Here is a 13,404-nt window from a genome sequence, read left to right as displayed (position 1 = left end):
TCAGCACGTTGGCTCTACTCATCCGGTGTCGCGAGGAGCGAGATGACTGAAGCGGTTGCCGGTACCGAGGCGTCGACCGGCGCCGACGTCCTGGTGATCGGCGCGGGCTTCTCCGGGCTGTACATGCTGTACCGCCTGCGTCAGCTAGGCCTGCGCGCGCGTGGGCTGGAAGCGGCCGAAAACGTTGGTGGCACTTGGTTGTTCAACCGCTACCCGGGCGCGCGCTGCGACATCGAAAGCATCGAATACTCCTACAGTTTCTCCGAGGAGATCCAGCAGGACTGGGTGTGGACGGAATCGATGCCCGCCCAGCCCGAGATCGAGGCGTACCTGAACTTCGTCGCCGACCGCCTCGACCTGCGTCGCGATATCACGTTCAACACCAGGGTCGTCGCCATGACCTTCGACGAGCACATGGCGATGTGGCAGGTGTGCACCGAGGCGGGCGAGACGATCACGGCGCCGTTTGTCGTCGCCGCGACCGGCATCCTGTCCGTCCCGCTGGAGCCCGACATTGCCGGCATGGCGTCATTCGTCGGAACGTCGCTGTACACCAGCCGCTGGCCGCGTGACGGCGTCGATCTGGCCGGCCGGCGCGTCGGCGTCATCGGCACCGGCTCAACCGGAGTGCAACTCATCCCGGTGGTGGCCCGGGAGGCGCAGCAGCTGTTGGTGTTTCAACGGTCGGCGCCCTACACCCTGCCCTGGCAGGTGCACCGGTTCGAACCGGGTGAACTGGACGCGATGAAGGCCCGCTACGGCGAGATCCGGGCGGCGCAACGGGCTCACCCGATCGGCGCGGCCCGCCTCAGTGCCTTCTCGGTGCTGCTGGAGATGCTGGGCAGTCCGCCCCTGAAAGCGGCCACCCGGGAGGAGCAACTGCGCGCTATCGACGACAAAGGCGTGCTCGGCGCGCTGAACTGGGGCGACGTCTTCTTCGACATTGAGGCCAACCGGATGGCCGCACGGCTTTACGGCGAGGCGGTGGCCCGCATCGTGCGGGACCCGCAGACGGCCGCGGCGCTGGTGCCCGCACATCCCTTCGCCTGCAAGCGCCCCATCATCGACCAGGGCTACTACGAAACGTTCAACCGGGACAACGTCACCCTCGTCGACCTGCGCGCAGACCCGATCGATACGGTGACTCCGGCCGGGATCCGCGCCGGCGGACGCGAGTACGAACTTGACGTGCTGATCTACGCCACCGGCTTCGATGCCATGACCGGAGCGCTGAGCCGCATCGACATTCAGGGTCGCGACGGCCTGCAGCTGAGCCGATTCTGGGCGGACGCCGGCCCGTTGTCCTACCTCGGCCTGGCGATTGCCGGATTTCCGAACCTGTTCATGATCCAGGGACCGGGCAGCCCCAGCGCGGCGACGAACTTCGTTGCGGCGCTGGAACAACACGTCGAGTGGATCGGCGACTGCATCGCCTCCCTGCGCGCCAACGGTGTGCGCTGCATCGAGGCGCAAGAGAGTGCGCAACAGGACTGGATCGAGCACACCACGGCGCTGGTGGCGCCGACCGTGCTTGTTCACCCGTCCTGCAACTCCTGGTACAACGGGGGCAATGTGCCCGGCAAGAGGCGGATGTACATGGGCTATACCGGCGGAATTCCCGAATACCGGCGGCGCTGCGACGAAATCGCGGCGAGCGGCTATATCGGTTTCAAGCTGAGGTAGGTGATTGGTATGTCGTGGGCACAGCGTGGGCTGGGCATCACCCGAGAACTGGGGATGGTGCTGCCGCGGACGGTGGCCGGCTTCAACGAGTCGACCCGGTCGGAGCCCTCGGCCCCGCGGGGTGTCCGCCAGTTCGGCGAAGTATTCCTCGATGAGCTTGTGCTGACCGGGTTTTCGGTGCTGGGGGGCAGTGCGCCGCGCAACATCCGATCGCTGGACGCCTGCGCGGCCGCAGCTGAGGAGTTGTCGGCGCTGGGCATCGACGGCGCGCACGCCGAACCGGCTGCGCTGCGGGTGCGGGCGATCAAGCGGCGCAAGATCGCCGGACTGGCCTATGAGCGCTTGTCTTTCGAGCATGATCCGGCGCTGCCGCAGACGTTGACCGACGAGGGATTCGGCGGCCCGTCGCGGGCCGCGGTGCATCTGTGCCGGCACCGCGATGGTCCGCGGCCGTGGCTGATCTGGATTCACGGGGCCGGCCAGGGCGGGGCCGAAGACATGCTGATGTCGCGCATCGACCGGATTCACCACGGCCTGGGGTTCAATGTCGCGATGCCTATCCAGCCCGGCCACGGCAGCCGGAAGGGCTACTGGCCGAGTTATCCGGACATGGACCCGCTGGGCAACGTCGCCGGCATGATGCGGTCGGTGTCGGAGATCCGGGCGGTGGTGCGCTGGGCCCGGCGGCAAGCCACCGCGGTTGTGGTTGCCGGGGTTTCGATGGGCAGTCCGGTTGCCGCGCTGGTGTCGCACCTCGAGCGGGAGGTGGACGCCGTGGCGCTGTATACGCCCATCCTGGGGCTCAACGCGATGATCGCGCGACACCTCGGGCGCTCGGGGTCGTCACACCGCGAGTACCGGAGGTTGCTGCAGTCCGAGGTGGTCTCCCGGCTCACCACCGTCATCGATCCGCTGATGGCCGACCCGGCACCCCCGCCGCAGCGCCGGCTGATTGTCGCCGCGCGCCACGACCGGATGGCGATGCTGGAGCCGGCGCTGGTGTTGCAGGACAAGTGGGGCGGTCAACTGCACTGGTACGGCGGCGGCCACGTCAGCCATGTCTTCTCCCGCCGCGTGCAGGCCATCTCCGAGCGGTTCCTGCGCGAGGTCAGAGACGACATGTCGCTGCGGACGGCCGATTGATGGGGGCAGTGCGCACCGCGCGCGAGGTGGTGGAGCTTTACAACCTGGTGGTGTGGAACGAGCAGGACCTGCAACTCGCCGACGAGTTGTTCGCCGACAACGTCATTCGGCACGGGGTGGGTGCGGCTCAGACCCTGACCCACGCCCAGGCGGTGCAACGCGTCGCCGACATGTGGCAGGTGTGCGAGTCGCTGCACTTCGACCTGAATATCGTGGTTGCGGGCGACGACGGCGAGCACGTCGCCATCGTCTATGACTCGACGGTCATGGCCGACGGCGGCGTCACCAACGTGGCCAGCATCGAGGTGTTCCGCGTGGTCGACGGCCGGATCACCGAGGTCTGGAATTGCGGCTATCAGCAAGGGGTTTGGAAGTGAGTGAACGGGTGCTCGACGAACTGGGCTACTACCTGCTGGCGGGGGCGGGCGGTGAGGGACCCGCAACGCTGATGGACGAGGCACGTCGTGGTGAGGAGCTCGGCTTCGGCACCGCCTTCATCTCCGAACGCTGGAACGTCAAGGAGGCCTCCTCGCTGGTAGGAGCGGCGTGCGCGGTGACCAGCCGCATGCAAATTGCCACTGCCGCAACGAATCACAACACGCGTCATCCGCTGATCACCGGTTCCTGGGCCACCACCATGCACCGGCTGTCCGGTGGACGATTCACCCTGGGCATCGGTCGCGGTATCGCCGCGATCTACGGGGCGTTCGGCATTCCGGCGGTGACCACGGCGCAGATGGAGGACTGGGCGCAGGTCATGCGCCGGCTGTGGCACGGCGAGGTGATCTTCAATCACGACGGGCCGATGGGTAAGTACCCCATCCTGTTTCTGGACCGCGACTTCGACGAGGACATCAGGTTGGCGCTGGTGGCGTTCGGTCCCAAGACGCTGGCGCTAGGCGGGCGGGCGTTCGACGACGTCATTCTGCACACCTACTTCACGCCGGAGACGCTGCAGCGCTGTGTTGCCACGGTGAAGTCCGCGGCGGAGAAAGCGGGCCGGGACCCGGACAGCGTGCGGGTGTGGTCGTGCTTCGCCACCGTCGGGGATCACCTGCCCGAGCCGCTGCGGCTGAAGAAGACCGTTGCCCGGCTGGCCACCTATCTGCAGGGGTACGGCGATCTGATGGTCAAGACCAACAACTGGGATCCTGCTGTGCTGCAACGGTTCCGGGAAGATTCGGTGGTCACCTCGATCGCGGGTGGGATCGACCACAAGGCGACGCCGGAGCAGATCGAGCACATCGCCACGCTAATCCCCGAAGAATGGCTGGAACCGTCGGCGACGGGGTCGGCTGAGCAGTGCGCCGACCGGATTCGGCGCGAGTTCGACTACGGCGCCGACGCGGTGATTCTGCACGGCGCCACACCCGACGAGCTCGAACCCGTGGTCGCGGCCTACCGCACCTAGCCTCGCGAGCAGACGCAAACTCGCGCTGCAGCGCGCTGCAGCGTGCGAGTTTGCGTCTGCTCGCGCAATGGAACGTCAGGGGCGATCACGGCGCAGGGGCATGGCCTGACCTCCGGGTGTGATGGCAGAGGTTCGGGTATGACACCGGTCACACGAGGAATACCCCTACGGGTATGGGTATTACTCTGGGTGTTAGCAGCAATTGACCCATTGCCTGACGGCCTCAATTCACAGCGATTCGCAGGATGAGGCCGCGGCGCTGGGTCGTCGAGTGAAGGAACGAACTCATGACCACACATATTCAGGAGGTTGTCCTCAGCACGTCGGCAGCAGTGCCGTTACCGCGCAAAAAGACCACGTCGTCACCTCGTTGGTTAGTCGACAAATCCCGGGTCATCGGCGCGTCGATGCGCCGCATCTTCCTGGCGCCCAAAGAGGCAGCACTCCCGGCGCGCAAGAAGAGCAAGCCGGAGCGCTACGCGTACCTTGAGCGCTCGTTGTTGGCCCGTGAGATTCACCGGCTGTGAGTTCGAGTCGCTGAGAATTGATCCCGTTGCGGCGGAGTTGATGTGAATAAGCCCGCCGGTTTTACCAGGAGCGTAGTCAGGGCAAGATCACGGTGCGGGTCACCGGCTCCGCGACCGCCTGCCGGGCGGACAGCGCGCGTTGCAGCGAGACCAGCAGCGCATCGCGGGTCTCCCGCGGATCGATCAGTTCGTCGAAACCGAACCCTTCAGCCGAGCGGAAGGATGCCTGCAGCTCGGCGTCGCGCAGTTTGGCGGTCAGGTCCTCACCGGCGTGGGAGGCGCGGCTGAGCGCCGCCGCACTCATGGCGCCCATCGTCGCTCCCGGATAGGCGAACGTGGCGGACTGGTGGTCGAAGCCGAGCAGCGACATCACCATGGAGCCGAAGCCGTAAGCCTTGCGCAAGGTCAGGTGCAACTTGATCGTCGTCGCGGCGGTCTGCGCGGCGAACATCCGCCCGCCGCTGCGCAGGACACCGCTGCGCTCGGAGCGGCTGCCGGGCAGCATCCCCGGATTGTCGGCCAGGAACACGATGGGCAGATGGAATGAATCGGCGACCAAAATGAAATGCGCGGCTTTGTCCGCGGCACTGGCGTCGATCGAACCGGCCAGCACCTGCGGCTGATTGGCGACGACGGCGACGGGATGCCCGCCCAGGTGCGCCAGCGCGCAGATGATCGCCCTGCCGAACGACGGTTGCACCTCGAACCAGTCGGGGCGGTCGAAGACCACGTCGAGCACCGCGCGCATGTCATAGACGCGACGATTGTCCCGGGAGACGATGTTCAACAACTCCGGGGTGGGCCGCGGTGCCGTCGTTTCGTCGGCGGGCAGGCCGGGCGGATAGGACCAGGCGCTTGCCGGAAAATAGGACAAATAACGGCGGATTTCGTCGAGCACCGTCTCGTCGTCCTCGGCGACGTTGTGGATCACCCCGCTGGGCAGTGCGACGTCCGGGCCGCCCAGGTCCTCCTTCGAAATGTCCTCTCCTGTGGACTCTTTCACCACCGGCGGGCCGGCGGTGAAGATGGTGCCGTGCCGGCTCATGATCCGGAAATCACACACCGGAGCCACCAGGGCGCCGTGCCCGGCCGAGGGACCCAGCACCGCGGCCACCGTCGGCACCCGCCCCGAACACTGCGTCTGGGCGAGCAGGTCGGTGGGGGTGCGGCCGTAATGCCCACCGGTGGGCCGAAATCCCGCGCCGTCGAGCAGCATCACCAGTGGGACGCGGTCGCGCACCGCAAGCTCGGCGATCCGGTACCGCTTGGAATTGCCGCCGGGCCCGATGCTTCCGGCCAGCGTGGTGAAGTCCTCGGCGCCGACCATGACAGGTTTGCCATGAACCAGGCCCGAACCCGTGACGATCGCGTCGGCGGCGACGTCACCGCCGACCAGGGTGCCGATTTCCCGGAACGTGCCGGCGTCCAGGAGCCGCTCGATGCGGGCCCGCGCGTCCAGTTTGCCTTTGCCGCGGTGCTTGTCGAGGCGCTCCTGCCCACCCATGCCGCGCGAGTGCCGGCGGCGGCGGTCGAGGTCGTCGAGCGTCTCCTGCCAGTCCTGGGAGTTGGCCATGCCTTGGTCCTCACTCGCTACCGGGCGGTCGGTTCCTGATGACGTGCTCACTGTAGCGCCGCGCTGACGTTGACCCTACCGAATTGCTTACTGTAGCTTTCCCACTATGGTGCGTGGGGGCCTCAAGATCGACGGTGGCATACCCAACAGGCTGGACCGAGTGGTCGAGGCGGCCGGCGCTCTGGAACAGCAGGGCTTCGACGGCGGCTGGACCGCCGAAACCAGCCACGACCCGTTCCTGCCGCTTTTGCTGGCAGCCGAACACACCTGTCGCATCGATCTCGGCACCAACATCGCGGTGGCCTTCGCCCGCAACCCCATGACCGTCGCCAACCTCGGGTGGGACCTGCAGGAGTACTCGCAGGGCCGGTTCATCATCGGGCTGGGCACCCAGATTCAGGCTCACATCGAGAAGCGCTTCAGCATGACGTGGAGCCACCCTGCCCGCCGGATGCGCGAGTTCGTCGAAGCGCTGCACGCGATCTGGTCGGCCTGGAAGGACGGCACCAAGCTCCGGTTCGAGGGTGACTTCTACACGCACAAGATCATGACGCCGATGTTCACGCCGGAGCCGAACCCGTACCCGCCGCCGAAGATTTTTCTCGCGGCGGTCGGTGAGGCGATGACCGAGATGTGCGGTGAGGTGGCCGACGGCCATCTCGGTCACCCGATGGTGTCCAAGCGCTATCTCACCGACGTGACCTTGCCCATCCTGCAACGCGGTCTCGAACGGGCGGGCCGGGACCGCAGCGCCTTCGAGGTGTCGGCGGAGGTGATGGTCGCCACCGGCACCAACGAGGACGAGCTGAAAGCCGCCATGGCGGCCACCCGAAAACAGATCGCGTTCTACGGGTCCACCCCGGCGTACCGCAAGGTGCTCGAACTGCACGGCTGGGGCGACCTGCACGAGGAACTGCACCGCCTCTCCAAAGAAGGCGAGTGGGATGCTATGGGGTCACTGATCGACGACGAGATCCTCGGCACCTTCGCCGTGGTCGGCCCGGCCGACGACGTCAGCGCTGCGCTGCGCTCCAGGTGCGACGGAGTGGCCGACCGGGTGCTGCCCATCTTCTATGCCGCTTCGCCGGACTGTGTTCAGCGGGCGCTCAAGGACTTTCGCCGATGAGTGCGCCGACCATGGACGAGGCCGCCAGGTTGCTGGCGGATCCGCAGGCCTACACCGATGAAGGGCGGCTGCACGCGGCGCTCACCCATCTGCGTGCCAGCGCGCCGGTGTGCCGCGTCGACGTACCCGGTTACCGGCCGTTCTGGGCGATCACCAAGTACGCCGACGTGATGGATATCGAGCGCAACAACGGGCTGTTCACCAACTGGCCGCGGCCGGTACTGGCGACCATCGAAGGCGACGAGTTGCAGGCGGCCTCGGGGGTGCGCACGCTGATCCATCTGGACGATCCGCAGCACCGGGTGGTGCGTGCCATCGGCTCGGACTGGTTCCGGCCCAAAGCGATGCGTGCGCTGAAGATTCGCGTCGACGAACTGGCCAGGATCTACGTCGACAAGATGAGAGCAGTCGGTCCGCAGTGCGACTTCGTGCAAGAGGTGGCGGTGAACTTCCCGCTCTACGTGATCATGTCGCTGCTCGGTATCCCCGAGGCCGACTTCCCCCGCATGCTCAAGCTGACCCAGGAACTGTTCGGCAGCGACGACAGCGAATACAAGCGCGGCACCACGGCCGAGGACCAGTTGCCCGCGCTGCTGGACATGTTCGGTTATTTCAACGGAGTGACCGCTGCCCGCCGCGAGCACCCGACCGAAGATCTCGCATCCGCGATCGCCAACGCCCGCATCGACGGGGAGCCGCTGTCGGATATCGAAACGGTGTCCTACTACCTGATTGTCGCCACCGCCGGACATGATACGACCAGCGCCACCATCTCCGGTGGGCTGCACGCGCTGCTGGAAAACCCGGACCAGCTCCGGCGGCTGCAGGACGACCCCGCCCTGATGCCGCGCGCCACCGAGGAGATGATCCGCTGGGTCACTCCGGTCCGGCATTTCATGCGTACCGCTGCCGCCGACACTGAGGTGCGCGGAGTCCCGATCGCGGCCGGCGAATCGGTGCTGCTGTCCTACGTGTCGGCCAACCGCGACGAGGACGTATTCGACGATCCGTTCCGCTTCGATGTCGGGCGCGAGCCCAACAAGCACGTGGCTTTCGGCTACGGAGTGCATTTCTGCATGGGAGCGGCGCTCGCCCGAATGGAGGTCGGCAGTTTCTTCGCCGAGCTGCTGCCCCGGCTGACATCCATCGAGCTGGCCGGTGATCCGGAACTGGTCGCCGCGACGTTCGTCGGGGGGTCTCAAGCACCTGCCCGTGCGGTATTCGCTGTCCTAGGATGCGATCGATATGACGCCCAAGACGATTGTCATCACCGGTGCCAGTGACGGCATCGGTGCCGCGGCCGCTCGGCAACTCACCCGCGGCGGTGCGAAGGTGGTCGTGGTGGGCCGCTCGCAGCGCAAGACGACTGCGGTGGCAGAAGAGCTGGGCGCGGACTACTACGTGGCCGATTTCGCCGACCTGTCCCAGGTGCGGGCGCTGGCGGACAAGATCCGCTCGGAGTATCCGCGCATCGACGTGCTGGCCAACAACGCAGGCGGTATGTGCCGGGAACCCGAGATGACCGCCGACGGGCTGGAGAAGACGTATCAGGTCAACTATCTGGCGCCCTTCCTGCTCACCACAGAGCTGCTGGACACGCTCGTCGACTCGCGTGCGACCGTCGTCAACACCACCAGCTCGTCGCAGCGGTTGCTACCCAAGGTCACGATCACCGATTTCGAGCACACCGCGCGGCGCCGGCCCGGCATCGCCTATGCACTGACCAAACTGGCAATCGTGTTGTTCACCAAGGAATTACACCGCCGCTATCGGGAAATATCGGCGGCGACTTTTCATCCGGGCTACGTCAACTCCAACTTCGGTGAAGCCTCGGGCTCGCGGTTGCTGCACTTCATGAAGAACTACGTCCCGGTGACGGCCCGGTTCACCGCCACCGCGGACGAGGGGGCCGAACAACTGGTCTGGCTGGCCTCTGCTACCCCCGGGGTCGACTGGCAACCGGGCGAGTACTACTCGCGGCACAAAGTCTCGAAGGCCAACCGCGCGGCCTACGATCCCGTGCTGGCCGGCGAACTCTGGGATCGCACGGTTGCCGCACTGGCGCGGACCTAGCCGGGGTCGCTGTCCGGCCTGCTGCCGGCGCGGTAATACTGGATGCGCTACCGGAAGGGGACTTCGTGCTGGGTGTTCATCACGCCGCCATCTGTACCGCCGATGTCGGACGCTCGCTGCGGTTCTGGCGGGACGGACTCGGATTGACGGAACTGTTCGACCACACCTTCACCGGTGACTGGCCGGAACTGTTCGGCGCCGAGACCGATCAGTTGAGATCGATCTTTCTCGGGGACCCGCAGGCACCGGACGGCGGGATCGTCGAGTTGGTGGAGTTGTCCGGGGCCGACGAGACGCCGCGCGAATACTCCGGCCCCAGGCACGGGTTCTTTCTCCTCTCGCTGCAGCGCGAGGTGGATGCGACGCTGGCCACGCTGGCGGACCTGGGCTTCACCGACGGCGTCCGTCAGATCACCATGCCCGCCCCGGCGGGCAAGACGGTTCCGATGGCGGTGATCACCGCCCCGGACGGCGTGCTGGTCGAACTGATCGGACCCGCGGCATGAGCGCCTCGACTGCGCTGGTGACCGGTGGTGGCTCCGGGATCGGCCGCCAGGCCGCCGAGATGCTGCGCGATGCCGGCCACGACGTCGTCGTCTGGGATGTGGCAAATGGCGACATCGCCTGCGACATCAGCGATCTGGACTCCGTGACGGCGGCCATGGAGCAGACCGTCCGCGAGCACGGAGTGCCCACCCGGGTGGTGGCCTCGGCGGGTATCGGCTCGTCCGGTCTGTTGCTGGCCATCGATCCCGCCGAGTGGCAGCGGGTATTGGCCGTCAATCTGACCGGCACCTTCTACACGATCCGGGCGGCCGCCCAGGCCATGGTCGACGCCGAACAGGAAGGCTCGATCGTCGTCGTCTCGAGCATCAGCGGCACGGTCGCGGACCGGGACATGGGTGCCTACTGCGTGTCCAAGGCGGGCCTGGACATGCTGGTGAAGGTCGCGGCGGTCGAGTGGGGTGTGCACGGTATCCGGGTGAACGCCGTCGGTCCCGGTGTCACCCGGACCCCGATGCTGCCCGACGCCGAGAAGTGGCCCGCCTGGGTCGAGGGCATGTCCAAGCGGACCGCGCTGCGCCGGCTGGGCGAGCCCGGCGACGTGGCGCAGGCCATTGTGGGTGTGCTCGAAATGTCCTGGGTGACAGGCCAAGTGCTGCACGCCGACGGCGGATTGTCGCTACACAGCCCGATCGACGCCTACGGCCAGGTCGAGAAGCTGATGCGGCTCAAGAAGCTGCAGGAGCTCCACAAAGCCAAGCAGAAAGCCAGCGAGGCCTAGCGTCGAGAGTGAACCTCACGACGCAGTACCGGCGTGTCGCGTCGCCCAATTCACAGTCGGCGGGAACCGAGTTTACGACAGCCCGTAATCGATTACGCCCCTGACGATTTCACCGTTCAGCAGGTCGGCGTAGGCCTGGTTGATGTCGTCCAGGCGGTAGCGCCTGGTGATCATCTCGTCGAGTTGGAGCTGCCCGGTCTGGTAGAGCCGGGCCAGCCGGGAGATGTCGGCCTTGCCGTTGCACGAGCCGAAGATGGTGCCCGCCAACGTCTTGTTCATCAGGATGAAGTCCTGCAGGTTGATGTTGACCGAATGTGTCAGTTGCGACGTCATACCGGTCAGGACGCAGGTGCCGCCCTTGCGGGTCAGCGCCACCGCGTCGCGAACGTCGTCGGCGGTGATCAGGGACGGTGAGACCACCACCGAGTCGGCCATCACCCCGTGGGTGAGGCCGCGCACCAGATCGGTGGCCTCGGCCACCGATGCGACGCTGTGGGTGGCGCCGAACTGCAGGGCCGACTTCTGTTTGAACTCCACCGGGTCGACAGCGATGATCTGCGCCGCCCCGTTGATCCGGGCGCCCTGGATGGCGCCGGTGCCGATGCCGCCGGCCCCGATGACCACGACGGTGTCACCGCCGCGCACCCCGGCCCGGTTGGCGGCCGAACCGTACCCGGTCGGAATCGCGCAGGACAGCAGGGCACTGGGCACCAGCGGCAGCTCGCGTTCGATCTTGATCAGCGAATTCACCGATACCACAGTGTGTTTCGCGAAAGCGCCGACCTTCGCCAAATGGCCCAGCGGCTTGCCGTCGGCGGTGTGGTGCCGGAAGGTGCCGTCGGTCGGCATGCCCGGGATCATGGTGCCCATGCCGGTGTCGCAGAGGTACTCCATGCCGGTGGCGCACCAACGGCACTGGCCGCAGACGGCGACGAACGACATCACCACGTGATCGCCCACCGCGAAATCGGTGACGTCGGGCCCGACTTCGCGCACGATGCCCGATCCCTCATGGCCGCCGATCATCGGGAACATGGTCGGCAATCCCATGGCTTTCATCACCTCGTTGGGCGCCGACATGTCGCCCTTGAGGATGTGGTCGTCGGAATGGCACAGCCCCGCTGCGGCCATCTCGACCAGGGCCTCGCCGGCCCGCGGCGCGTCGAGTTCGAAGTCTTCCACCGACCACGGTCCGCCGATGCCGTGCAGGATCGCCGCGCGGCTCTTCATGAGGCGGGGCTGAAGGTGACGGGCAGTTTGTTGGGGGAGCGGAAGACGAGCCCGACGATCTTGGACTCCTCGCCGGTGCCGTCGTCTGCCACGAACTTCAGATCTTTCACCCTGTCGAACAAGCTGTTGAGCATCACCCGCGTCTCCAGCCGGGCCAGGTGCATGCCCAGACACATGTGAATGCCGCCGGCGAAGGCGATGTGGGCCTGACGCGGGCGGCGGATGTCGAAAGTATTCGGGTCGGTCCACCGGGTTTCGTCGCGGTTGGCCGAGCCCATGCACATGTCGATCTGCGCGCCGGCCGGAATCGTCTTGCCGCCCAGTTCGATTTCCCGGGTGGTGGTGCGCATGACCATGGTGAGCGGGGTTTCGTAACGCAGGCCCTCTTCCATCGCCACCGGGATCAGCGAGCGGTCCCGGTAGACCATCTCCAGCTGTTCGGGGTTGGTCAGCAGGGCGTACAACAGGTTCCCCGACGACCGATAGGTGGTTTCCAGTCCGGCTGGCAACAACAGGCGCAGGAACGCGATGATGGCCTCGTCGGTCAGCTTCTCCCCGTCGATCTCGGCGGCCACCAGATCGCCGATGATGTCGTTGGTGAGCTTGCGGCGACGCTGTTCGACCTGGTTGAGGAAGTAACCGTGCAACTCGCCCGCCGCGGTCAGGCCGGCCATGATGTCGGACGAGATCGAAATCAGATCCAGCGACAGACGACGGAACATATCGAGGTCTTCGCGCGGCAGACCGAGCAGTTCGGAGATGATCCGGGTGGGGAACTCGAACGTCAGCGCCTTCACCAGATCGGCGTGGCCGTCGGCCTTGATCTCGTCGATCAGTTGGTCACAGACCGGCCCGATCACCGAGGGTTCCCAGCGTTCCAGCGCCGTGGCCCGAAACGCCTTGGCCACCAGGCTGCGATGGTCATGGTGCTCTTTGCCGCCCATCGCCAGGATGGTGTGTCCCATCACCAGGCCGATGGTCTCGTCGTACTTCGCCGAGGTGAAGGTGGCGTCGTCACGGAAGCCCTGGAACACATCGTCGTATCCGAACAGCACCCATTCATCGCTGGGGCGCAATTCCTCCGGAACCTGCTCGGTGTCCATCAGGCCGCCATGCCACACCGGGTCGGTACGGCGCATGTACTCGAAGAAGGGGTACGGACTGTTCTCGCCGGTGAAATCGAGCGCGACCGGCGCGCCCTCTTGATTGGTGCTGAGCGTCACCAGCGCTCCTCCCTGAGCAACCGAGTTTGCCCGTGGACACGCGGGCCGGAAAGCGGAATGTCGCTATCATAATATAAATAGCAACCTAGACGACAACGGCTGGCCCCCACGAGCGAAGGCGGTGACACCC

Annotated in this window: 12 protein-coding genes and 1 pseudogene; 10 read left to right on the top strand and 3 right to left on the bottom strand. The window is 66.2% G+C overall.

Annotated features, from left to right (window positions below):
• Nucleotides 1-42: 42 nt before the first annotated feature.
• The 5 genes from QXK92_RS21540 to QXK92_RS21520 all read left to right on the top strand — a co-directional run bounded on the left by QXK92_RS21540 (nt 43) and on the right by QXK92_RS21520 (nt 4,764).
• Nucleotides 43-1,683, top strand: a complete 1,641-nt coding sequence (locus QXK92_RS21540) for an NAD(P)/FAD-dependent oxidoreductase (protein ID WP_306245046.1) — start codon at nt 43-45, stop codon at nt 1,681-1,683.
• A gap of 9 nt (nt 1,684-1,692) precedes the next feature.
• Nucleotides 1,693-2,826, top strand: a complete 1,134-nt coding sequence (locus QXK92_RS21535; RefSeq protein ID WP_306245045.1) for a PHB depolymerase family esterase — start codon at nt 1,693-1,695, stop codon at nt 2,824-2,826.
• Nucleotides 2,826-3,203 (top strand): nuclear transport factor 2 family protein, encoded by a 378-nt coding sequence (locus tag QXK92_RS21530; protein ID WP_306245043.1) that lies wholly within the window; start codon nt 2,826-2,828, stop codon nt 3,201-3,203. The genes QXK92_RS21535 and QXK92_RS21530 overlap by 1 nt, the downstream gene beginning before the upstream one ends.
• On the top strand, nt 3,200-4,237 hold the full coding sequence (locus tag QXK92_RS21525; protein ID WP_306245042.1) for a TIGR03857 family LLM class F420-dependent oxidoreductase: 1,038 nt from the start codon (nt 3,200-3,202) through the stop codon (nt 4,235-4,237). The genes QXK92_RS21530 and QXK92_RS21525 overlap by 4 nt, the downstream gene beginning before the upstream one ends.
• Nucleotides 4,238-4,524: 287 nt before the next feature.
• On the top strand, nt 4,525-4,764 hold the full coding sequence (locus tag QXK92_RS21520) for a hypothetical protein (RefSeq protein ID WP_306245040.1): 240 nt from the start codon (nt 4,525-4,527) through the stop codon (nt 4,762-4,764).
• Between the two features lie 76 nt (nt 4,765-4,840).
• Here QXK92_RS21520 and QXK92_RS21515 read toward each other — a convergent pair whose 3' ends face one another.
• The gene (locus tag QXK92_RS21515) at nt 4,841-6,337 is read right to left on the bottom strand and encodes an acyl-CoA carboxylase subunit beta (protein ID WP_306245038.1); all 1,497 of its coding nucleotides are present in this window, start codon (nt 6,335-6,337) and stop codon (nt 4,841-4,843) included.
• Nucleotides 6,338-6,443: 106 nt separating this feature from the next.
• Here QXK92_RS21515 and QXK92_RS21510 point away from each other — a divergent pair, with 106 nt between their 5' ends.
• The 5 genes and pseudogenes from QXK92_RS21510 (at nt 6,444) to QXK92_RS21490 (ending at nt 10,821) form a co-directional block, all read left to right on the top strand.
• Complete coding sequence (locus QXK92_RS21510; RefSeq protein WP_306245035.1) at nt 6,444-7,463, top strand: LLM class F420-dependent oxidoreductase; 1,020 nt, start codon at nt 6,444-6,446, stop codon at nt 7,461-7,463.
• 11 nt (nt 7,464-7,474) lie between these two features.
• A pseudogene (locus QXK92_RS21505) lies at nt 7,475-8,696 on the top strand (cytochrome P450).
• A 12-nt stretch (nt 8,697-8,708) separates the two neighbouring features.
• Nucleotides 8,709-9,536 carry an SDR family NAD(P)-dependent oxidoreductase gene (locus QXK92_RS21500; RefSeq protein WP_306245033.1) on the top strand — a complete coding sequence of 276 codons (828 nt, stop codon included), beginning with the start codon at nt 8,709-8,711 and terminating at the stop codon, nt 9,534-9,536.
• Between the two features lie 65 nt (nt 9,537-9,601).
• Nucleotides 9,602-10,042, top strand: coding sequence for a VOC family protein (locus tag QXK92_RS21495; RefSeq protein WP_306245031.1), 441 nt, complete (start codon nt 9,602-9,604; stop codon nt 10,040-10,042).
• The gene (locus QXK92_RS21490) at nt 10,039-10,821 is read left to right on the top strand and encodes an SDR family NAD(P)-dependent oxidoreductase (RefSeq protein ID WP_306245029.1); all 783 of its coding nucleotides are present in this window, start codon (nt 10,039-10,041) and stop codon (nt 10,819-10,821) included. The genes QXK92_RS21495 and QXK92_RS21490 overlap by 4 nt, the downstream gene beginning before the upstream one ends.
• A 72-nt stretch (nt 10,822-10,893) precedes the next feature.
• Here the strand turns inward: QXK92_RS21490 and QXK92_RS21485 are convergent, their stop codons facing one another.
• Complete coding sequence (locus QXK92_RS21485) at nt 10,894-12,051, bottom strand: Zn-dependent alcohol dehydrogenase (RefSeq protein WP_306245027.1); 1,158 nt, start codon at nt 12,049-12,051, stop codon at nt 10,894-10,896.
• Nucleotides 12,048-13,274 (bottom strand): cytochrome P450, encoded by a 1,227-nt coding sequence (locus QXK92_RS21480; protein ID WP_306245026.1) that lies wholly within the window; start codon nt 13,272-13,274, stop codon nt 12,048-12,050. The genes QXK92_RS21485 and QXK92_RS21480 overlap by 4 nt, the downstream gene beginning before the upstream one ends.
• Between the last annotated feature and the right edge of the window lie 130 nt (nt 13,275-13,404).

This window comes from Mycobacterium sp. TY815, assembly GCF_030755135.1.
Classification (GTDB): domain Bacteria; phylum Actinomycetota; class Actinomycetes; order Mycobacteriales; family Mycobacteriaceae; genus Mycobacterium.
Note: the sequence above shows the minus strand (reverse complement) of the source record. Positions and strands in the feature narration are given on the sequence as shown.

Excerpts from the sequence above, each read along its gene's own strand:
- QXK92_RS21530 (WP_306245043.1), top strand. The coding sequence starts at position 2,826 with ATGGGGGCAGTGCGCACCGCGCGCGAGGTGGTGGAGCTTTACAACCTG.
- QXK92_RS21510 (WP_306245035.1), top strand. The coding sequence starts at position 6,444 with ATGGTGCGTGGGGGCCTCAAGATCGACGGTGGCATACCCAACAGGCTG.
- QXK92_RS21520 (WP_306245040.1), top strand. The coding sequence starts at position 4,525 with ATGACCACACATATTCAGGAGGTTGTCCTCAGCACGTCGGCAGCAGTG.
- QXK92_RS21500 (WP_306245033.1), top strand. The coding sequence starts at position 8,709 with ATGACGCCCAAGACGATTGTCATCACCGGTGCCAGTGACGGCATCGGT.
- QXK92_RS21485 (WP_306245027.1), bottom strand. The coding sequence starts at position 12,051 with ATGAAGAGCCGCGCGGCGATCCTGCACGGCATCGGCGGACCGTGGTCG.
- QXK92_RS21515 (WP_306245038.1), bottom strand. The coding sequence starts at position 6,337 with ATGGCCAACTCCCAGGACTGGCAGGAGACGCTCGACGACCTCGACCGC.
- QXK92_RS21490 (WP_306245029.1), top strand. The coding sequence starts at position 10,039 with ATGAGCGCCTCGACTGCGCTGGTGACCGGTGGTGGCTCCGGGATCGGC.
- QXK92_RS21535 (WP_306245045.1), top strand. The coding sequence starts at position 1,693 with ATGTCGTGGGCACAGCGTGGGCTGGGCATCACCCGAGAACTGGGGATG.
- QXK92_RS21540 (WP_306245046.1), top strand. The coding sequence starts at position 43 with ATGACTGAAGCGGTTGCCGGTACCGAGGCGTCGACCGGCGCCGACGTC.